Origin of the sequence: Leclercia sp. AS011, assembly GCF_037152535.1 — a bacterium.
In the GTDB taxonomy this organism is placed as follows: Bacteria; Pseudomonadota; Gammaproteobacteria; order Enterobacterales; family Enterobacteriaceae; genus Enterobacter.
Window position 1 is genome coordinate 52,727 of record NZ_JBBCMA010000009.1, and the last position, 20,177, is coordinate 72,903.

Annotated in this window: 16 protein-coding genes and 3 tRNA genes; 2 read left to right on the plus strand and 17 right to left on the minus strand. The window is 56.4% G+C overall.

The window, feature by feature from the left end; all coding sequences use genetic code 11:
- Positions 1–27 precede the first annotated feature (27 nt).
- From WFO70_RS21410 to trxA, 16 genes are all read right to left on the minus strand, one after another.
- Positions 28–113 (minus strand) — tRNA-Leu (locus WFO70_RS21410).
- Between the two features lie 21 nt (positions 114–134).
- Positions 135–210, minus strand: a tRNA-His gene (locus WFO70_RS21415).
- Positions 211–282: 72 nt separating this feature from the next.
- Positions 283–359, minus strand: a tRNA-Arg gene (locus WFO70_RS21420).
- 105 nt (positions 360–464) lie between these two features.
- Positions 465–1,847: a bifunctional threonine/serine APC transporter ThrP gene (gene thrP, locus WFO70_RS21425; RefSeq protein WP_337019176.1), complete on the minus strand. Its 1,383-nt coding sequence runs from the start codon at positions 1,845–1,847 to the stop codon at positions 465–467.
- Positions 1,848–2,114: 267 nt separating this feature from the next.
- On the minus strand, positions 2,115–2,855 hold the full coding sequence (wecG, locus tag WFO70_RS21430) for a lipopolysaccharide N-acetylmannosaminouronosyltransferase (protein ID WP_337019178.1): 741 nt from the start codon (positions 2,853–2,855) through the stop codon (positions 2,115–2,117).
- 12 nt (positions 2,856–2,867) lie between these two features.
- On the minus strand, positions 2,868–4,220 hold the full coding sequence (gene wzyE / locus WFO70_RS21435; RefSeq protein WP_337019180.1) for an ECA oligosaccharide polymerase: 1,353 nt from the start codon (positions 4,218–4,220) through the stop codon (positions 2,868–2,870).
- Positions 4,217–5,296 (minus strand): TDP-N-acetylfucosamine:lipid II N-acetylfucosaminyltransferase, encoded by a 1,080-nt coding sequence (locus tag WFO70_RS21440; RefSeq protein ID WP_337019182.1) that lies wholly within the window; start codon positions 5,294–5,296, stop codon positions 4,217–4,219. The genes wzyE and WFO70_RS21440 overlap by 4 nt, the downstream gene beginning before the upstream one ends.
- On the minus strand, positions 5,293–6,543 hold the full coding sequence (gene wzxE, locus WFO70_RS21445) for a lipid III flippase WzxE (RefSeq protein ID WP_337019183.1): 1,251 nt from the start codon (positions 6,541–6,543) through the stop codon (positions 5,293–5,295). The genes WFO70_RS21440 and wzxE overlap by 4 nt, the downstream gene beginning before the upstream one ends.
- Before the next feature lies 1 nt (position 6,544).
- Positions 6,545–7,675, minus strand: a complete 1,131-nt coding sequence (gene rffA / locus WFO70_RS21450; RefSeq protein WP_337019185.1) for a dTDP-4-amino-4,6-dideoxygalactose transaminase — start codon at positions 7,673–7,675, stop codon at positions 6,545–6,547.
- 4 nt (positions 7,676–7,679) lie between these two features.
- Positions 7,680–8,357: a dTDP-4-amino-4,6-dideoxy-D-galactose acyltransferase gene (gene rffC, locus WFO70_RS21455; protein WP_337019187.1), complete on the minus strand. Its 678-nt coding sequence runs from the start codon at positions 8,355–8,357 to the stop codon at positions 7,680–7,682.
- A complete protein-coding gene (gene wecC / locus WFO70_RS21460; RefSeq protein ID WP_337019189.1) occupies positions 8,354–9,616 on the minus strand; it encodes a UDP-N-acetyl-D-mannosamine dehydrogenase in 1,263 nt (420 codons plus the stop codon). The genes rffC and wecC overlap by 4 nt, the downstream gene beginning before the upstream one ends.
- Positions 9,613–10,743, minus strand: coding sequence for a non-hydrolyzing UDP-N-acetylglucosamine 2-epimerase (gene wecB / locus WFO70_RS21465; protein WP_337019191.1), 1,131 nt, complete (start codon positions 10,741–10,743; stop codon positions 9,613–9,615). Before wecB ends, wecC begins: the two co-directional genes overlap by 4 nt.
- A gap of 57 nt (positions 10,744–10,800) precedes the next feature.
- Positions 10,801–11,847: an ECA polysaccharide chain length modulation protein gene (gene wzzE, locus WFO70_RS21470; RefSeq protein ID WP_337019193.1), complete on the minus strand. Its 1,047-nt coding sequence runs from the start codon at positions 11,845–11,847 to the stop codon at positions 10,801–10,803.
- Between the two features lie 12 nt (positions 11,848–11,859).
- Positions 11,860–12,963, minus strand: a complete 1,104-nt coding sequence (wecA, locus tag WFO70_RS21475) for a UDP-N-acetylglucosamine--undecaprenyl-phosphate N-acetylglucosaminephosphotransferase (protein ID WP_337019194.1) — start codon at positions 12,961–12,963, stop codon at positions 11,860–11,862.
- 240 nt (positions 12,964–13,203) lie between these two features.
- Positions 13,204–14,463 carry a transcription termination factor Rho gene (gene rho / locus WFO70_RS21480; RefSeq protein WP_001054528.1) on the minus strand — a complete coding sequence of 420 codons (1,260 nt, stop codon included), beginning with the start codon at positions 14,461–14,463 and terminating at the stop codon, positions 13,204–13,206.
- 339 nt (positions 14,464–14,802) lie between these two features.
- The gene (gene trxA, locus WFO70_RS21485; protein WP_004386384.1) at positions 14,803–15,132 is read right to left on the minus strand and encodes a thioredoxin TrxA; all 330 of its coding nucleotides are present in this window, start codon (positions 15,130–15,132) and stop codon (positions 14,803–14,805) included.
- A 144-nt stretch (positions 15,133–15,276) separates the two neighbouring features.
- Here trxA and rhlB point away from each other — a divergent pair, with 144 nt between their 5' ends.
- Both rhlB and gppA read left to right on the plus strand, forming a co-directional pair.
- A complete protein-coding gene (rhlB, locus tag WFO70_RS21490; RefSeq protein ID WP_337019196.1) occupies positions 15,277–16,542 on the plus strand; it encodes an ATP-dependent RNA helicase RhlB in 1,266 nt (421 codons plus the stop codon).
- Between the two features lie 6 nt (positions 16,543–16,548).
- Entirely contained in the window at positions 16,549–18,033 is a 1,485-nt protein-coding gene (gene gppA / locus WFO70_RS21495) for a guanosine-5'-triphosphate,3'-diphosphate diphosphatase (RefSeq protein WP_337019199.1), read from the plus strand.
- 44 nt (positions 18,034–18,077) lie between these two features.
- Here the strand turns inward: gppA and rep are convergent, their stop codons facing one another.
- On the minus strand, positions 18,078–20,099 hold the full coding sequence (rep, locus tag WFO70_RS21500) for a DNA helicase Rep (RefSeq protein WP_337019201.1): 2,022 nt from the start codon (positions 20,097–20,099) through the stop codon (positions 18,078–18,080).
- Between the last annotated feature and the right edge of the window lie 78 nt (positions 20,100–20,177).

A 20,177-nucleotide genomic window follows, 5' to 3' on the forward strand; every position in this document is an offset into this window, starting at 1 on the left:
ATTTTTAGTTCAATTCATTAAAAGTCGTGGTGCGAGGGGGGGGACTCGAACCCCCACATCCTAAGGACACTAACACCTGAAGCTAGCGCGTCTACCAATTCCGCCACCTTCGCAATTCACAACTCTTTAAATAATGGGGTGGCTAATGGGATTCGAACCCACGACAACTGGAATCACAATCCAGGGCTCTACCAACTGAGCTATAGCCACCACTACTTGATTCTTTACTTCCACGCGGTTCTGCCTACTTAACAGACCACCGCAGCTCCAGCACCGGGTAAATGGTGCGCCCGACAGGATTCGAACCTGAGACCTCTGCCTCCGGAGGGCAGCGCTCTATCCAGCTGAGCTACGGGCGCTTAGCGCCGTTGCGGGGCTGGATATTACGGAGGTCTCGGTCTGCTGTCTAGTGCTTTTTTAAAATAAATGCGCGTTTGATTACAGTTTGCGCACTTTGCCGCATATTACTGCGTTTTTGTCCTTTCGACATGTCGTCCAAGGCCAAAAAGCTTATATCCGACACTCACGGCAGCGATAAATATCATCCCGACATACAGTGACATGCGGGTATCTTCATTGAAGTACATGCCGATCAGCACGCAGATCAGGAAGGCCATGGTGAGATAGTTCGCCCACGGGAACAGAATGGAGCGGAATGGATGGCTGGCGATCGCTTTTTTATGTGCCTGACGGAAACGCAGCTGGCTAATCAGGATCACAAACCACGGCACCATCCCCGGCAGAACGCTGGCGCTGTACACGTAGACAAAGACACGCTGCGGGTTCGGGATGATGTAGTTCAGGCATGACCCCACCAGCAGAATAACAATCGAGATAGCAACCCCTGCCACCGGCACCCCTGCCCGGGAAACTTTGCCCACCGCCGCCGGAAGCTGGCGGTTTTTCGCCAGGGCATAGAGCATACGCCCGCAGCTGTACATGCCGCTGTTACAGCCGGACAGCGCTGCCGTCAGCACCACAAAGTTGATAATACCTGCCGCCGCGGTAATACCGATTTTGGCAAAGGTCAGCACGAACGGGCTGCCGTTACTGCCAATCTCATTCCACGGGAAGATGGTGACGATGACGAAAATCGCCCCCACGTAGAAGATCAGGATACGCCACAGCACTTTACCCACCGCGCTGCGCAGGGTCACCTGTGGGTTTTTGGCTTCACCGGCAGTAATACCGATAAGCTCAACGCCCTGGTAGGAGGCCACCACGATACAAAGCGCGGTCAGGAAGCCCTTCCAGCCCCCGGCAAAGAAGCCGCCGTGCTCGGTCAGATTGCTAAAGCCAATCGCCTGCCCGCCGTTGCCAAAGCCGAAGAAGATCACCCCTACGCCAATAACAATCATCACGATGATGGTGGTGACTTTGATCATCGCAAACCAGAACTCAATCTCACCGTACAGACGCACGGCCGCGAGGTTAGCCAGCGCCACCAGCCCCACGGCGATCAGCGCGGGTATCCACTGCGCCATCTCCGGGAACCAGAACTGCACGTAGACCCCGATGGCGGTGATCTCTGATATTCCGACCGCCATCCACATAAACCAGTAGGACCACGCGGTGAGGTAGCCAAAGAACGGGCTCATGTAGCGGTGAGCGTAGACGGCGAACGAACCGGCAACCGGCTCAAGGAACAGCATTTCGCCCATCGAACGCATGATAAAGAAGACGAACAGCCCGGCGATGATATACGCCAGCAGGACCGACGGCCCGGCCCATTTCAGGGTGCTGGCGGAGCCCATAAACAGGCCGACGCCAATCGTCCCACCCAGGGCGATAAGTTCTATATGACGAGCTTCCAGCCCACGCTGTAGCTCCGGTTTTTTCTCTGCCATAAATCCTCGGTTGTGCTTGCGACTCTCCCGGCCTGAGCCGGTTATTGTTATAGGTACAGATGTGCTATCGCAGGCTGTGCGACATGGACCCTTTATGTTAAGGGTTGATGCAAAAACAGCCTGGTACGGTAATGCGGGGAGGAATGGTTTCTTAAATTTTGTGAAATGGCAAATAATGCGTTAAAAAAATGAATGTATTGCACAGAAAAGCAGCAGGTTTGCAGGCAGGTTGCAGCGCGAACAGCAGATCGCGCTGCAAATAACAGATTAAAGCCGACCGGAGTAGTGCCAGCCGAGATAACGCAGCAGACGCAGCTGGCGGGTGATGCGGCTCGGCTGGGATAACAGGCGATACAGCCACTCCAGCCCCAGGTTCTGCCAGACCTTTGGCGCACGCTTCACATGGCCGGTGAAGACGTCATAGGTGCCGCCCACGCCCATATAGAGCGCGTCGGGGTAGACCTGACGGCAGTCGCGCATCAGGATCTCCTGACGCGGGGAACCCATCGCCACGGTGACAATCTTCGCCCCGCTGTCACGGATGCGGGCAAAGAGTGCCTGCTGCTGATCGGCACTGAAGTAACCGTCCTGGCTACCGACGATATTCACCTGCCATTGGGCACGCAGCTTCTGCTCAGTTTGCGCCAGAATCTCCGGTTTACCGCCGATGAGGAACACCGGCGTGCCGTCTGCGCTCGCCCGGGCCATCAGCGCTTCCCAGAGGTCGGCACCCGCCACACGGGAGATGTTCGCATCCGGGTATTTCTTACGCACCGAGCGCACCACGCTTATCCCATCAGCGTATTTAAATTCTGCCGCCTCAATCAGATCCCGCACCTGGGCGTTATCCTCAATGGTAAGCATTTTTTCTGCATTGATGGCCACCAGCGTACCGGTTCTTACTCCGTTCCCGGCGCAGAGGTAGTCCAGCGCATGTTGCATATCACGCCAGCCGATCAGCTTCAGGCCACGCAGGTCATACTGCGGCGCAGAGATATTGTCAGTCATTATTATCCTTACTCAGACTCGCGAAAGCGTCCTGCCGCTGGCCGGCTCGCGCTTATGCACCAGCCCGGCGCTGTCGAACAACCAGTACAGCAGCTTCGCCATCAGCAGACAGGCGCCAAAAACCATCATGAAAAAGACCACCCGCGAGACGAACGAATCCAGTCCCTCTCGCGCCAGCACGATCATATTGAAAATGGCACCGAAACAGAAACTATGCAAAATCGCTGCCTTATAGCGATTGGTCTCCTGATTGCCCAGCGTATAGAGCCAGTCGAACCATTTGATAATCAGCCCTACGGCGATCGCCCCCGGCAGGATAAACCAGCCGCCGCCCATCACCACCAGCGAGCCGATCAGCGTCGGTGAAATCGCCAGCCCGGAGTGGTTGTTTAACACTTCCCAGGTAAAGTAGTTGGCGGTGTTCAGGACCACGCCCGGCCTGTCCGGCCACAGCCAGGTGGGGATAAAGACATAAAAATCGCGCACGATGGGCGCCAGCCCCTGGAAGTCGATTTTGTCGTAGTTCTGCAACAGCAGGGCCAGGTTCTCCCACGGCGAGAAGGTATCGCGGGTGAGGTACAGGAAGGTGTAAAACGCCTCATCGCCGCTGACGTCCATGCCATAGCGTTTCAGCGCCAGCCAGAACATGCCGACAATCCCCATCACGCCTGCGGCAGCCAGCATCCACAGCGAGATCCAGCCGCGAATGATGCCAATAAACAGGAAGATGGCGAAGGCGATGATGATGTTGGCGCGCGTGCCGCCGACAATCATGTAGGTCAGCAGGCCAAACGCCACGGTGCTGACGAGGAAAAACAGCCACGCCCGGGCGTCCTGGCGCAGAAAATAGACCACCAGCATCGCCGGAATGAAGAAGTAGAAGAAGCGCTTGAGTGCCACCCCGGAGACTTCGCTGGAGAAAATCTGGCTGTAGGAGTGCAGCTTAAACAGCAAAAAGCCGTTGTGCATGAAGAAGATACCGACGGTAATCAGCGCGATCCCCATCAGCATCACCCAAGTCAGGTGGGTCTCGACCCGGTTCATGGTAAACAGTGGTCGTCGCGCAGCGCCAGAACTGGCGGGCTTCAGCCGCGTCTTATAGGCGACGTAGTAGACCCCGTAGAAGCAGGTGGCCGACAGCAGCGCCTGCATCAGTATCTCCGGCGGTACGACGGCCACGTCGAAGCGGAACACCAGTACGCTGGTCAGCGGGAAGCCAAAGTAGAAGGTCAGCAGAAACAGCAGCGAGAAAAAGACGTTGAAGTTAAAACGCACCCGCCGGAACTCGAACCAGGTCAGGGTGGCGATAAACAGCGAGCTCAGGAGCCAGATGATCAACAGGCCGCTAAATTGCAACTGGCTCATGCTTTCTCCCCTGAGGCGATCCGCAGCGCCTGATGCCACGGCGTGAGGTAGTTCGGGCTGAAGAAGTCGATGGCATTTTTATCCACCTGCGTCAGCTGCCGCTGCGCTTCACGTACGACCTCTTCGTTCAGGTCATCCGTGGTGAACAGCACCGGAATGTGCTGCTCCGCCATGTCCTGCCAGAACGGGTTGTCGCGGTTGAGCACGCAGGGCACGCCCGCCTGAATCAACAGACACAGCGTACCAATCCCCTGCTGGCGCGCGAAGATGAAGTAGCCAAGATCGCACTGGCGCAGCAAAGCGAGGTAGTCGTCAAAGGCCAGCTTATCGCTGAGGATCTGCAGATTCTCCGGGCTGAACAGCGCCAGCCCGCTCTGGCGGACTTCCTCGATGTACGCCGCATTATTAGCAGGATAGCCCATGGGCACGATCACGTTGACCGTATCGCCAAACTGCTGATGCACCGCCTTGAGGGCCGCAATATGTTCGTTACTGCGATCCCCGGAATTACCCACCAGAATCGTCAGCTTGCCCTCGCGCTTCACGTCGCTGGCTAACCCGTTCAGAGCGGGATCCATGCGGGTCGGGAAATAGAGCAGCTCGCCGCGGACGTTCGGATGACGTTGGGCGAAATAGTTCAGATCGCCGCGGGTAGCAAAGATACAGCCCACCCGCCCCTGCGCCATGCGGCGCAGGGGATAGAAGAGACGGAATTTCCAGCCCTGGGAGACTTCATACAGATCCGCCCCCCAGATATGCCAGTTAAACTGCGCGGGCCTGATGCCCCCGCTCAGTAGCGCCAGCCACAGGCCGGTATTGAACTGCCCGTGGAAAAAGAAACGCTGCTGACGATTGGCTTTGGCTCTGGCAATCACCGCTTTGGCAAGCGACGCTTTGTCCGGCCAGAAGGTCAGCTGTAGTGCCGGGCAGGAGGCGCTCAGGCCGGTATCTTTCCCCACCACCATAAATTCGCGCGCGAGCGCGCTGCCGGGTGCCAGCTCATCGTTAAAGAACCGCAGTACAGTCTGGTTATGATGTGGGATATCCGATCCCAGGACGTGAATCAGTGCAGTCATGCGCGTTTATGCCAAAGTAAAAAGACGCCGCAACAGGCAGCAAAATAGACAATGTAGGTGGCCATATAGGCCTGGGCTGCACCCAGCGCGCCGTGCGTGGGGATCAGCCAGTGCGAGAACGCCGTCAGCAAGGTGAACTGGCTGATTTCCGCCAGAATATAGAGCCGCAACGAGGCTTTGGCGATCACCAGATAGCCAAAGACGTAAGCGCCTACTTTCAGCACATCGCCCACCAGCTGCCAGGCAAACAGATCGCGCATCGCGATAAATTTGTCGGAGAACAGCAGCCAGATGGCGACGTCGCGCAGCAGCCAGACGGTAAAACTGGCGACAGCCACCGCCGGTAAGACGAAGCGCAGAGAACGGAGTATTTCGCGGGTGATCTCCTGACGCCCGGTCAGACGCGACAGGGTTGGCAGCAGGTAGACGCTAAAGGAGGCGGTAATAAACTGCAGGTAGGCATCCGAGATGCTGCTGACCCCTTGCCAGATCCCCACCTCATCCCAGCTGTAGTGCGCCGCCAGCAGGTTTCGCATCATCACATAGGCCACCGGCAGAGTGACAGAAGTGATAAGCGCCATCAGGGTAAATTTGCCCAGCTGTCCCGCGAGGAGGCTATCCCATTTCGGCCTGAGATAGTGCAGCGGGATCGTGCCTCTGCGCATTAGCATAATTGCCGCCGGGATCACTACCAGCGCGGGGACCAGTGCCAGGCCCAGCAGCGCGCCTTCATACCCGCCGAGGCGATAGCAGGCGTAATAGGCAATCACCCCAATCACGCTGCCGACGATCAGCGCCAGCGCATTGCCGGCAGCATCGCGGAAGCCCTTCATCAGTGCCAGCAGCAGGTTAGCCCAGGCGATACCCATCTGCACCAGCGCCACCAGCCGCACCAGGCCCTGATAGCCCGTGTGGCCAAACAGCCCCTGGCTGATGGGCGCGGCCGCCAGTAAAAAAATCACCGCCAGCAGGGTGGAAAAACCCAGCACCATCGCGGAGGAGGTCCCGACTACCGTGCGTAATTGCGCCTTATCATCATGATATTGCGCCACGTACTTGGTTACGCCGTTGAAGATACCCGCCCCGGCCAGAACGCCCAGGACGGTCACCAGCTGGCGGAAGTTACCCGCCTGCCCGACGCCCGCCGGACCAAATGAGACCGCCAGCAGTTTAACGACCAGCAGTCCCGCGCCGATCTTGACGAGTGTGGACGCGGCGGTCCACACCGATGCTTTTGCCAGAGACATATCAGCCGAAATAACTCAGCAGGGTATTAATGACCGTGCGCTGGTTGACTGCAGCGAGGTTGTAGAACAGCGGCAAGCGGAGTAACCGCTCACTTTCTTTGGTGGTGAAGCGATCTTCACCCACGAACTGACCAAAGGCTTCCCCTGCCGGGCTGGAGTGCAGCGGGATGTAGTGGAACACCGCCAGGATCTCCGCCTCTTTCAGGTACGCGATCAGCTCGCTGCGATCGTCATTATCCCGCAGCTTGATGTAGAACATGTGCGCGTTATGCACGCAGTCTGCCGGGATGGTCGGCAGTTCGATACGACCTTTGCGCGCCAGCGGGGCCAGCGCATCGTAATAGGTCTGCCACAGCGCCAGGCGCTGCTGGTTGATGCGGTCAGCCGCCTCCAGCTGGGCCCACAGGTACGCGGCCTGGAGATCCGCCATCAGGTAGCTGGAGCCGATATCGCGCCAGGTGTATTTGTCCACCTGCCCGCGGAAGAACTGGCTGCGGTTGGTGCCTTTCTCGCGGATGATCTCCGCCCGCTCCACCAGGGCGCGATCGTTAATCAGGGTCGCGCCGCCTTCACCGCCTGCGGTGTAGTTTTTGGTTTCGTGGAAGCTAAAGCAGCCAATATGACCGATAGTGCCCAGCGCGCGGCCTTTGTAGGTGGACATCACCCCCTGCGCGGCATCTTCCACCACATACAGGTTGTGCTTTTTAGCGAGCGCCATGATGGTGTCCATCTCGCACGCCACACCGGCATAGTGTACCGGCACGATGGCGCGGGTCTTGTCGGTGATCGCCGCTTCAATCAGCGTCTCGTCGATGTTCATGGTATCCGGGCGGATATCCACAAAGACGATTTTTGCCCCGCGCAGCACGAAAGCGTTGGCGGTCGATACGAAGGTATAGCTCGGCATAATCACTTCATCGCCAGGACCGATGTCCAGCAGCAGGGCTGCCATCTCCAGCGAGGCGGTGCAGGACGGGGTCAGCAGGACTTTAGCACTCTGAAAACGCTGCTCCATCCACTGCTGGCAACGGCGCGTATAGCCGCCATCGCCACAGAGTTTGCCGCTGCCCATTGCAGACTGCATGTAATCGAGTTCGGTGCCCACCACGGGAGGCGCATTAAATGGGATCATCTTGTCACCTGTATAGCCAGTAAGCGGTCGTTTCGATGTTGCCGCCGCTTGCGATATAACGTTTAAGCGCGGCGGTGTTGCCCATCTGGGTCGCCACCCGCAAAGTAGAAAGCTGTTGCTGCTGAGCCCAGGCCAGCGCCGCCTGCATTAACTGCTCGCCCATACCGCGCCCGGCCAGCAGGCCGACGCGCGCCTCGGTGTCATTCAGTTTACGCAGGGAGACAAAGCCCTGGATGGTGCCACCCGGCGCGCGGAACACCAGGCAGAGATGGTCGAAAGTGCCTTTTACCGCATTTTCAATCCACTGAGCGTAGAAGCGACCGCTGTCGTCCGGGGCGTACCACGGCGCGCGAAAGCGGCTCAGGGCAAAGGCCTGCGCGGCCAGCTGGCGCAGCGCCGGGATATCTTTCCCGGTGGCGATCTCCGCCCCCGGGCTGGCGTGCTGCGTCACCCCGATCGCGAGATCGGCTTCGCCTTCAACCAGCCTGAACCCCTGCTGCTGGAGCGCATCCAGCCAGTCAGTGCGGGTGGCCGGAATTTTGGCCTGCACCCGCTGCCAGGCGGCGAAATCTTCAGCCGCCAGCAGTGGGCCGTCATCAGACAGGCGCACAATGGCCGTGGGCAGGGCAAAGAACTGACTTTCCCACTCCAGCGGCTGTAACGCGCCACGCAGCTGATTCAACGCCAGACACCTTTGGTATCAACGATAAATTCCTGGCGCACGGCATCGCCCGGGATCGCTTTGAACTCATTATGATCTACCAGCAGTACCAGCACATCGGCGGTTGCCAGCGCATCCTCCACGCGTGTCAGAGTGCAGTGACCGGCCAGTTTTTTCGGCAGCTCATGGATATTGGGTTCAACCACCTGCGTTTTACCGCTGTGCCAGTCGGCAATCATCTCAGCAATTTCCATCGCCGGGCTTTCACGCAGATCGTCAATGTTCGGTTTAAAGGCGAGACCGAAACAGGCGATGGTCACCTCGTTTGCCCGCTTGCCGCTCTGCGTCAGGTAGTCCGCCACCGTGGCTTTAACCTGATTCAGTACCCAGTGCGGTTTACTGTCGTTTACTTCACGGGCCGTACGGATCAGACGCGCCTGCTGCGGGTTCTGCGCCACGATAAACCACGGGTCGACCGCGATACAGTGGCCGCCTACGCCCGGGCCGGGTTGCAGGATATTGACGCGCGGGTGGCGGTTCGCCAGACGAATCAGTTCCCAGACGTTAATCCCCTGATCGGCGCAAATCAGCGACAGTTCATTAGCAAAGGCAATATTGACGTCGCGGAAGCTGTTTTCCGTCAACTTGCACATCTCGGCGGTACGGGAGTTGGTTACAACGCACTCGCCTTCCAGGAAGATGTTATACAGCTCGCTGGCGCGGGCGGAACAGACCGGCGTCATGCCGCCAATCACGCGATCGTTTTTAATCAGTTCAACCATCACCTGCCCCGGCAGCACGCGCTCCGGGCAGTAGGCGACGTTGATATCAGCCTGCTCGCCCGCCTGCTGCGGGAAGGTCAGATCCGGGCGCGCCTCGGCCAGCCACTGGGCCATCTGCTCGGTGGCCCCCACCGGGGAGGTCGACTCGAGGATCACCAGGTCGCCTTTTTTCAGCACCGGGGCGATGGATTTCGCGGCCGCTTCGACATACACCATATCCGGCTCATGCTCGCCTTTGAATGGCGTTGGCACGGCAATCAGGTAGGCATCGGCGGCCACCGGCGTGGTGCTGGCCTTCAGATATCCTCCCTCAACGGCTGTCTTCACTACCTTGTCGAGATCCGGCTCGACAATGTGAATTTCACCTTTGTTGATGGTCGCAACCGCATGCTGGTTGATGTCCACACCCACAACCTGTTTTTGACGGGAGGCAAATGCCGCCGCCGTTGGTAGCCCAATGTAGCCAAGCCCAATGACAGAAATGGTCGTAAAACTCATAGCGATACCCGATTGTGTTTAAGTGCATGCAAAATACGGTCACAGGCCTGTCCGTCACCATACGGATTATGGGCCCGGCTCATGGCCTGATACTCTTTTTCGTCGTGCAGCAGGCGCGTCACCTCTTCCACGATCAGTCGTGAATCGGTGCCCACCAGCCGCACCGTTCCGGCTTTGACCGCTTCCGGGCGCTCGGTGGTTTCACGCATCACCAGCACCGGTTTGCCCAGTGAAGGCGCCTCTTCCTGAATACCGCCAGAGTCGGTCAGGATCAGCCAGGCATGGTTCATCAGCCAGACGAAAGGCAGATAGTCCTGCGGCTCAATAAGGATAATGTTTTTGACGTGCCCCAGAATGCGGTTGACCGGCTCACTGACGTTGGGATTGAGGTGCACCGGATAGACAATCTGCACATCTTCATTAAGTGCTGCGATTTCTGCCAGCGCATGACAGATTTGCTCGAAGCCCTGACCAAAGCTTTCCCGACGGTGTCCGGTGACCAGAATCATCTTTTTGCCATTCGCCAGGAACGGATACCGCTCGGCCAGCTCTCCGCGCAGGGTGTCGCTCGCCAGCACCCGGTCACGCACCCAGATCAGAGCGTCGATCACCGTGTTGCCGGTGACAAAGATATGCTGGTCCTTGACGTTCTCGCGCAGCAGGTTCTGACGGGAGTTCTCCGTCGGCGCGAAGTGATACATCGCCAGATGTCCGGTCAGGGTGCGGTTCGCCTCTTCAGGCCAGGGAGAGGAGAGATCGCCGGTACGCAATCCGGCTTCCACATGCCCCACCGGGATACGCTGGTAAAACGCCGCCAGGCTGGTGGCGATAGTGGTTGTCGTATCGCCGTGCACCAGCACGACATCAGGCTTAAACGACTCCAGAATGGGTTTTAACCCTTCCAGAATACGGCAGGTAATTTCGGTTAATCCTTGTCCCGGCTTCATAATATTGAGGTCGTAATCGGGAACAATAGAAAAGAGGTTAAGGACCTGATCCAGCATCTCCCGATGCTGCGCGGTAACGCAAACTTTCGCCTCAAAATAAGGGTCGCTTGCAAGCGCATGAACCAGAGGCGCCATCTTGATGGCTTCCGGCCTCGTACCAAAGACAGTGAGTACTTTCACATCGATTCTCTTCGATTAAGCGATGAAGGCCATCAGCCTTCATCGTAGATGGCGTTCTTAAATTTTGCGACGACGGGTTAAGGCCACGCCAGCGCCAATTAAAGCACCCACAATCCCCCACATAATCATCAGGAATGCACGACGTGGACTATCGCGTTTTACAGGTTCTTCAGGTGTTCGCAAATAACGATAGGTCTGAAAACGTGGGTCCAGTGTCGGACCTACGTTGAGGGTTGTGAGCATGGCGCGGTTTTGGTCGTAGTCGAGGTCAACATCCGGGCCTACGGCCTGCAGATTTTCCAGGCGCGCCTGCAGCATCGGGCGGCCCAGCAGGAACATTTCAGAATCTGGCAGTTCGTCGGCCGGTACGTCGGTTTCGCTGCGGGAGATGTTGCTCTTCTCCGCAATCTTCAGCGCCTGTTCAATGTTATGAACCCGGCGAGTAAAGATCGCTTTCGCCACCTCTTCCTGACGTTTGACCTGCGCTTTCATCTGCACGGTACGCGCCGCCCAGGCCCCTTTCAGCTCATCATTCAGATGGCTGGCCGCTCGCTGGCTGGCGAAAGCAACGTACTGACGCAGCAGGTTGTTGGCATCCGGCGCGGTTTCTGCAATCAGCTTGACGCTGTCGTTGATGTTGCGCAGCGGGTCGCCCGCCATGAACTGAATATTGTTGATCAGCTCATCCAGCAGGGCAGCATCCGCCTTGCTGTTGCCCACCATCCGCTGTTTGAAATAGTCAGTCTGGTTCCAGAAATCACGACGCGTATCCCAGGAGGCGAGCTGCATGATGAACTCTTTGTAAGACTCGTCCATGACCGAGGGTTGCTCAGCAGAGGTTGGATTCGCTTTTACATCCAGGTTACGCAGAAACTGTTGCTGAGAGTAGAAGCCCCCGAGCATGTTCACCGTCGGACGATCGGTAATCGCCGTCGCGCTCCACTCCTGTCTGGCGAAAAAGGTATAGGCCAGAGCGATAAGTGCAAAGCCCAGCGCCATACCTGCAATCCAAAACTTGCCCGCCCACAACACGCGGAACAAGCCACGAACATCCAGCTCATTCTCAGTTACCACTGATTTTGCTCCCGCCAACGGTTGAGTCATTACAGTCCCGATTTACTTGGTTAAAGGTGGATTATTGCCGTTATTTCGACGCATCCGGCGTTTCACACGTTTAATAAATCGCGCCACTTTCCATGCGCGCTTAATGCAATAACCGTACAGGAAGAAAGCTAGCAAGAATAATACCAACATTACCCATTCAGGGATGAAATGGGCATATTCTGCGGCAACGCCGATACCGGCCAGCAGCGCAGCGGCCAGAGTAATTAAGACAAATGCCTGACGGGAGGTGAAACCGGCGCGCATAATGAGGTGGTGAATATGTTGACGGTCTGGTGAGAACGGGCTCATTCCTTTACGCAAACGGCGGTACATGATCGCCACCATATCCATCAGCGGAATGGCAATAATCCACAGGGCTGTCACCGGGCTAATCGGGTGAGTATTACCTTGAGTGGTTTCCAGCAGGATCCAGATAACGGTAAAACCAATCAGCGTACTCCCTGCATCGCCCATAAAGACTTTGTAGCGACGGCCCAGCACGCCGAGGTTGAGGAGGATATAAGGCAGAATGGCGGCAATCATCGCAAAGCACCACATCGACAGGCTGTATTGGCCGTCGAACCACAGGATGATGCCGATTGCGGCGAACGAGACGCTGGAAAGACCACCCAGCAGGCCGTCGATGCCGTCCACCATGTTAAAGGCGTTAATCGCCGCCCATACGGCAAACAGCGTCAGGAAGTAGCCGAACGGCCCCAGCACCATCTCCCAGGTCCCGAAGATGTAGCCCAGGCTGCTAAGATAGAGTTTCCCGACCACCATCATGATGACGCCGATGGCTGCCTGAACCGCCGCGCGGAATTTCACGCTGATATCGAATCTGTCGTCCAGCGCCCCGACCAGCACCAGCACACCGGCACAGGAAAGATAGAGCGCCGCATGCGGGATATAGTAATCCGCAATACTGAAGGTGAAGCAGATACCCGCATAAACAGAAATTCCGCCAACCAGCGGAATCAAGCCTTGATGGCGTTTACGATAATTGGGCTTATCCACCAAACCGACTCTTTTCGCCGCCTTGCGGGCGAGAAATAAAAAGCAGGTGGTGAAAAGAAAAATACTGATTAGCTCAGTCACCGCGGTGAGTAGATTCACTATGGATACTCTCAACAAATGTTAATCCCGGAAGTATAACCTTGAAGGCTCGGCTCCAGAAGGAAAAAGCAGGCCTCACCCAAGTCCCTTTGCTTATTTTTCATACAATTACTTTTCTACTTTGACGAACATTCCGATTTTCGCCATCTGCAGAATAATTCTACAGCGCACTTTAACAGCGTATAAGTCAGAAAAGAAAAACGCCACGTAAAAACGTGGCGTTTCGGCGCTTTATTTACTTTACGAGCGCTTCATCATATCGAAGAAATCGTCGTTAGTTTTGGTCATCGCCAGTTTGTTAATGAGGAACTCCATTGCGTCGATTTCACCCATTGGATGGATAATTTTGCGCAGGATCCACATTTTCTGCAGCTCTTCCTGAGTGGTGAGCAGCTCTTCCTTACGGGTACCGGAACGGTTGTAGTCGATAGCCGGGAAGACGCGTTTTTCAGCGATTTTACGCGAGAGGTGCAGTTCCATGTTGCCTGTACCTTTAAACTCTTCGTAAATAACTTCATCCATCTTCGAACCGGTGTCGATCAGCGCGGTGGCGATGATGGTCAGGCTACCGCCCTCTTCCACGTTACGCGCAGCACCGAAGAAACGCTTCGGACGGTGCAGGGCGTTGGCATCCACACCACCGGTCAGTACTTTACCGGAAGCCGGCACCACGGTGTTGTAGGCACGCGCCAGACGGGTGATGGAGTCGAGCAGAATGATAACGTCTTTTTTATGCTCAACCAGACGCTTCGCCTTCTCGATAACCATTTCCGCAACCTGAACGTGACGGGATGCTGGTTCGTCGAAGGTCGAGGCGACAACTTCACCTTTAACCAGACGCTGCATCTCGGTCACTTCTTCCGGACGCTCGTCAATCAACAGCACCATCAGCACGCAGTCTGGGTGGTTGTAAGCGATGCTCTGAGCGATGTTCTGCAGCAGCATGGTTTTACCCGCTTTTGGCGGTGCCACAATCAGACCACGCTGGCCACGACCAATCGGAGACGCCAGATCCAGAACGCGAGCGGTTAAATCTTCGGTAGACCCGTTACCACGCTCCATACGCAGGCGAGAGTTCGCGTGCAGCGGCGTTAAGTTTTCAAACAGGATCTTATTGCGCGAGTTTTCTGGTTTGTCGTAGTTAACTTCGTTAACTTTCAACAGCGCAAAGTAGCGTTCACCCTCTTTAGGAGGACGAATCTTACCTGAAATGGTGTCACCAGTGCGGAGGTTGAAACGGCGGATTTGGCTGGGGGAAACGTAGATATCATCAGGACCGGCGAGGTAGGAGCTGTCTGCAGAACGGAGGAAACCAAATCCGTCCTGCAATATCTCCAGCACACCGTCGCCAAAGATATCTTCGCCACTCTTTGCGTGCTGCTTCAGGATGGCAAAAATGATGTCCTGCTTGCGCATACGAGCCTGGTTTTCCAGTCCCATATTTTCGCCGAGAGTGATCAGCTCAGAAACCGGCGTATTCTTTAATTCGGTAAGATTCATAATGGTGTGGGTTCTTAAACTCGGGGTGATACTCGAACTTAATTTGTGAATGGTATGGCAGGGTCATCCATGCCTGTTTAGCGGCCATCAACTCATGTCTGTTCGCTGTCTGGTCACAGGGAAAGCACAGAACTGAAACGACAAGACGGATTGAGTGACAAGCCCGGAATCTATCCACTTCACGCACTGTTTAAAAGGAAACAACGGGAAGTATCGGGTAAAACAAGATTCAAACAACAAGGTATGTTTAAAACGAAGTCATAGGTAACTTAGCACGACTCAAGCCGGGCGTCCAGAGATCCAAACAATTTAGAAACCCTGGACGCACAGACGAGAACCTTACGCCAGGTTGGCGTCCAGGAACTCTTTCAGTTGACCTTTGGACAGTGCGCCCACTTTGGTCGCTGCAACTTCACCGTTTTTGAACAGCAGCAGGGTTGGGATACCACGGATGCCATACTTAGGCGCGGTGCCTGGGTTCTGGTCAATGTTCAGTTTCGCTACGGTCAGTTTGCCCTGATATTCGTCAGCGATCTCATCCAGAATCGGGGCGATCATTTTGCAAGGACCACACCATTCAGCCCAGAAATCGACGAGGGTCAGCCCGTCAGCTTTAAGTACGTCCGTGTCAAAACTGTCGTCAGTCAGGTGAATAATTTTATCGCTCATATATAACTCCACAGGAATAAGCCTGGTGCGTTGATCTCGCTTCCATCAACGACCTGTTGATGTAGCATTAACCAACTAAAGGTTGACTTTATTTCACCGGATACGCTTTCGTAAAGCAATAGATAGCTGATATTCTACCACACTATGAGCAAAACACATTTAACAGAACAGAAGTTTTCCGACTTCGCCCTGCACCCAAAAGTGATCGAAGCCCTTGAAAATAAAGGGTTTCATAACTGCACGCCCATTCAGGCTCTCGCCCTCCCGCTAACGCTGGCAGGTCGCGATGTTGCAGGGCAGGCGCAAACCGGTACCGGCAAAACGATGGCGTTTTTAACGTCAACGTTCCATTATTTACTTTCTCATCCGGCAATTGCTGACCGCAAAGTTAACCAGCCGCGCGCGCTGATCATGGCCCCGACGCGAGAACTGGCGGTACAGATCCACGCTGACGCAGAACCGCTGGCGCAAACCACCGGCCTGAAGCTCGGCCTGGCTTACGGCGGTGACGGTTACGACAAACAGCTGAAAGTGCTGGAAAGCGGCGTTGATATTCTGATCGGCACCACGGGTCGCCTGATCGATTACGCCAAACAGAACCACATTAACCTCGGCGCGATCCAGGTTGTGGTGCTGGATGAAGCCGATCGTATGTACGATCTGGGCTTTATTAAAGATATCCGCTGGCTGTTCCGTCGTATGCCTGCTGCTAACCAGCGTCTGAACATGCTGTTCTCGGCTACGCTGTCTTACCGCGTCCGTGAGCTGGCGTTCGAACAGATGAACAACGCCGAATACGTTGAAGTGGAACCGGAACAGAAAACCGGCCACCGTATTAAAGAAGAGCTCTTCTACCCGTCGAACGAAGAAAAAATGCGTTTACTGCAAACGCTGATCGAAGAAGAGTGGCCAGATCGCGCCATCGTTTTCGCCAACACCAAACACCGCTGTGAAGATATCTGGGGCCATCTGGCTGCGGATGGACACCGTGTGGGTCTGTTGACCGGCGACGTGGCACAGAAAAAACGTCTGCGCATTCTTGAAGATTTCACCCGTGGCGACCTGGATATTCTGGTGGCAACGGACGTTGCCGCGCGTGGTCTGCATATTCCGGCGGTGACGCATGTCTTCAACTACGACCTGCCGGATGATTGCGAAGATTACGTTCACCGTATCGGCCGTACCGGTCGTGCAGGTGCCAGCGGTCACTCTATCAGCCTCGCCTGCGAAGAGTATGCGCTGAACCTGCCGGCGATCGAGGCCTATATCGGGCACTCAATTCCGCAGAGTAAATACAACCCGGAAGCGCTGCTAAGCGAACTGCCGCCTGCGAAGCGCCTGACCCGCGCCCGTTCCGGCAATGGCCCGCGCCGTAACAGCGCACCGCGTAATCGTCGTCGTTCAGGCTAAAACACTATGCTCCGGTCCACCTCGCTCTATGCAGCTATTGATTTAGGTTCGAATAGTTTTCATATGCTGGTTGTACGCGAGGTGGCGGGAAGTATACAGACGCTGACGCGTATTAAGCGCAAGGTCCGTCTCGCGGCGGGCCTGAGTGCGGATAATCATCTCTCCCCTGAAGCCATGGAGCGCGGCTGGCAATGCCTGCGGCTCTTTGCTGAACGCCTGCAGGATATTCCCCCCCAGCAAATCCGTGTTGTCGCCACCGCAACCCTGCGTCTGGCGGTGAATGCCGGGGAGTTTATTGCCACCGCGCAGGAAATACTCGGCTGCCCGGTGCAGGTGATCAGCGGTGAAGAAGAAGCCCGCCTGATTTATCAGGGCGTGGCGCACACCACGGGCGGCGATGAGCGTCGTCTGGTGGTGGATATTGGCGGCGCAAGCACCGAACTGGTCACCGGGATCGGTGCGCAGGCAACCTCCCTTAACAGCCTGTCGATGGGCTGTGTCACCTGGCTTGAACGCTACTTTACCGATCGCAATCTGGCGCAAGAGAACTTCGATGATGCGGAAAAAGCCGCCCGCGAAGTACTGCGTCCGGTGGCGGATGAGCTGCGCTATCACGGCTGGAAGGTCTGCGTTGGCGCGTCCGGCACCGTCCAGGCGCTGCAGGAAATTATGATGGCGCAGGGGATGGATGAGCGCATTACGCTGGCAAAACTGCAGCAGTTAAAGCAGCGCGCAATCCTTTGTGGTCGTCTGGAAGAGCTGGAAATTGAAGGGCTGACTCTGGAGCGCGCGCTGGTGTTCCCCAGCGGTCTGGCGATCCTGATTGCCATTTTCACCGAACTGAATATTCAGTGCATGACCCTTGCGGGCGGTGCGTTGCGGGAAGGTCTGGTCTACGGCATGCTGCATCTGGCGGTCGATCAGGACATTCGTAACCATACGCTGCGCAATATTCAGCGTCGCTTTATGGTGGATATCGACCAGGCGCATCGGGTCGCGAATCTGGCGGTCAGTTTCCTCGATCAGGTCGAAAACGAGTGGCACCTTGAGCCTGTCAGCCGCGAACTGTTGATTAGCGCCTGCCAGCTGCATGAGATCGGCCTGAGCGTCGATTTCAAACAGGCACCGCTGCATGCCGCCTACCTGGTACGCAATCTCGATCTGCCCGGCTATACCCCGGCGCAGAAGAAGCTGTTGGCCACGCTGCTGTTAAACCAGACCAACCCCGTCGATCTCTCGTCGCTCCACCAGCAAAATGCGGTGCCGCCGCGCGTGGCGGAACATCTCTGCCGCCTGCTGCGTCTGGCGATCCTTTTTGCCAGCCGTCGGCGTGACGATTTACTGCCGGCCATGACCCTGACGGCGGAAGGTGAGAAGCTGACGCTGAACCTGCCGGAAAACTGGCTGGATAACCATCCGCTGGGTGCCGAAATGCTGGTGCAGGAGTGTCAGTGGCAGAGCTATGTACACTGGATCCTGGAAGCACACTAATCCCGATCAAACGCCCGGCGCGTCACGCTTGCCGGGCCTTCAAACTAGCGGTTTTTAGCCTTCTCCATCATCGCGCGAATGTTGGCGATACTGGCCTGGCCTTTGTGCATCCGCTCTTCGGCGGTAATCACCTTGCGCTCCTGCTCCCACAGCACATCGTCCTGAGGTAATTCCAGCAGGAAGCGGCTCGGCTCCGGACGCACCAGCTCCCCGTACTGACGGCGCTCTTTACACAGCGTAAAGGTCAGCTCTTTCTGCGCCCGCGTAATGCCCACGTAGGCCAGACGACGCTCTTCATCGACGTTATCTTCATCGATACTGCTCTGGTGCGGCAGGATGCCCTCTTCCATGCCCACCAGATAGACATAGGGGAACTCCAGCCCTTTCGAGGCGTGCAGGGTCATCAGCTGCACCTGATCCGCCTCTTCTTCGCTTTCGCCGCGCTCCATCATATCGCGCAGGGTAAAACGGGTGACAACCTGGGTCAGGGTCATCGGCTCGTCGATGTCGGAACCTTCAAGCATCTCCGTCATCCAGGTGAAAAGCGTATTGACGTTCTTCATCCGCATTTCTGCCGCTTTCGGGCTGGCGGAGGTTTCAAACAGCCAGGATTCATAGTCGATGCCGCGGATCAGATCGCGCACCGCCGCGATCGGCTCCCGCTCGCTTAACTGCTGGATCTCGCGCAGCCAGTAGGTAAAGCGGGTCAGCGATTCATAGCCACGTCCGGTTAAGGTCTGACTCAGGCCCATATCGAAGCTGGCGTTCAGCAGGCTCTTATTGCGCGTCATCGCCCACTCGCCCAGCTTTTGCAGCGTTGCCGGGCCAATCTCACGCTTCGGCGTATTCACGATGCGCAGGAAAGCGCTGTCATCATCCGGGTTAGTCAGCACGCGCAGGTAGGCGAGCAGATCCTTGATTTCCGGGCGCGAGAAGAACGACGTCCCGCCGGAAATTTTGTACGGAATGCGGTTCTGCATCAGCATCTTTTCAAAGACGCGCGACTGGTGATTCCCGCGATAGAGGATGGCGTAATCTTTGTAATTGGTCTTATTCACGAAGTGATGGGCAATCAGCTCCCCCGCCACGCGTTCGGCTTCGTGATCTTCATTATTGGCGCTCAGCACCTTCAGTTCCGTGCCATAGCCCAGCTCGGAGAAGAGGCGCTTTTCGAAAACGTGCGGGTTATTGGCGATCAGAATGTTCGCTGCCTTCAGGATCCGGCCGGAGGAGCGGTAGTTCTGCTCCAGCTTGATCACCTGCAGCGCCGGGAAGTCTTTACTCAGCAGGACCAGGTTTTGCGGACGGGCCCCGCGCCAGGAGTAGATCGACTGATCGTCGTCACCCACCACGGTAAAACGCGCCCGCTGCCCTACCAGCAGTTTCACCAGCTCGTACTGGCTGGTGTTGGTGTCCTGATATTCATCCACCAGCAGGTAGCGGATCTTGTTCTGCCAGCGCTCGCGCACCTCTTCATTGCGCTGCAGCAGCAAGGTGGGCAGCAGGATCAGGTCATCGAAATCGAGTACGTTGCAGGCTTTGAGATGATCGTTGTACAGGCTGTAGCAGTGGGCGAAGATCCGATCCCGCTCCCCTTTGGCGCTCGCAGCAGCCTGGGCAGGGTCCATCAGATCGTTTTTCCAGTTGGAGATCGTCGAGATCAACTGCTGTAGCACCGTTTTGTCGTCTTCGATCAGCCCTTCGGTTAGCTCTTTCAGCAGGGCCACCTGATCGGTATCGTCGAACAGGGAGAAGTTCGACTTCATCCCCAACGCCGCATATTCGCGCTTAATAATATCCAGCCCCAGGGTATGGAAGGTGGAGATCATCAGGCCGCGCGCCTCTTTACGCCCTAACGTCTGCCCGACACGCTCTTTCATCTCGCGCGCCGCTTTGTTGGTAAAGGTCACCGCCGCGATATGGCGTGCCTGATAGCCGCAGCCGCGGATCAGGTGGGCGATCTTGTTGGTGATCACGCGGGTTTTACCGGAACCCGCCCCTGCCAGCACCAGGCATGGTCCAGTAACGAATTCGACCGCTTGTTGTTGTCCAGGGTTTAAACGCATGGGAATATTGCTCAATCTTCGAACGGGGTGGGGATTGTAGCAGAAAGCCGGGCGCAGATTTACCGGCTAATGATAAAG

Coding starts and splice junctions, on each gene's coding strand:
- thrP (WP_337019176.1), bottom strand. CDS start 1,847: ATGGCAGAGAAAAAACCGGAGCTACAGCGTGGGCTGGAAGCTCGTCAT.
- wecG (WP_337019178.1), bottom strand. CDS start 2,855: ATGACTGACAATATCTCTGCGCCGCAGTATGACCTGCGTGGCCTGAAG.
- wzyE (WP_337019180.1), bottom strand. CDS start 4,220: ATGAGCCAGTTGCAATTTAGCGGCCTGTTGATCATCTGGCTCCTGAGC.
- WFO70_RS21440 (WP_337019182.1), bottom strand. CDS start 5,296: ATGACTGCACTGATTCACGTCCTGGGATCGGATATCCCACATCATAAC.
- wzxE (WP_337019183.1), bottom strand. CDS start 6,543: ATGTCTCTGGCAAAAGCATCGGTGTGGACCGCCGCGTCCACACTCGTC.
- rffA (WP_337019185.1), bottom strand. CDS start 7,675: ATGATCCCATTTAATGCGCCTCCCGTGGTGGGCACCGAACTCGATTAC.
- wecC (WP_337019189.1), bottom strand. CDS start 9,616: ATGAGTTTTACGACCATTTCTGTCATTGGGCTTGGCTACATTGGGCTA.
- wzzE (WP_337019193.1), bottom strand. CDS start 11,847: ATGACTCAACCGTTGGCGGGAGCAAAATCAGTGGTAACTGAGAATGAG.
- rho (WP_001054528.1), bottom strand. CDS start 14,463: ATGAATCTTACCGAATTAAAGAATACGCCGGTTTCTGAGCTGATCACT.
- trxA (WP_004386384.1), bottom strand. CDS start 15,132: ATGAGCGATAAAATTATTCACCTGACTGACGACAGTTTTGACACGGAC.
- rhlB (WP_337019196.1), top strand. CDS start 15,277: ATGAGCAAAACACATTTAACAGAACAGAAGTTTTCCGACTTCGCCCTG.
- gppA (WP_337019199.1), top strand. CDS start 16,549: ATGCTCCGGTCCACCTCGCTCTATGCAGCTATTGATTTAGGTTCGAAT.
- rep (WP_337019201.1), bottom strand. CDS start 20,099: ATGCGTTTAAACCCTGGACAACAACAAGCGGTCGAATTCGTTACTGGA.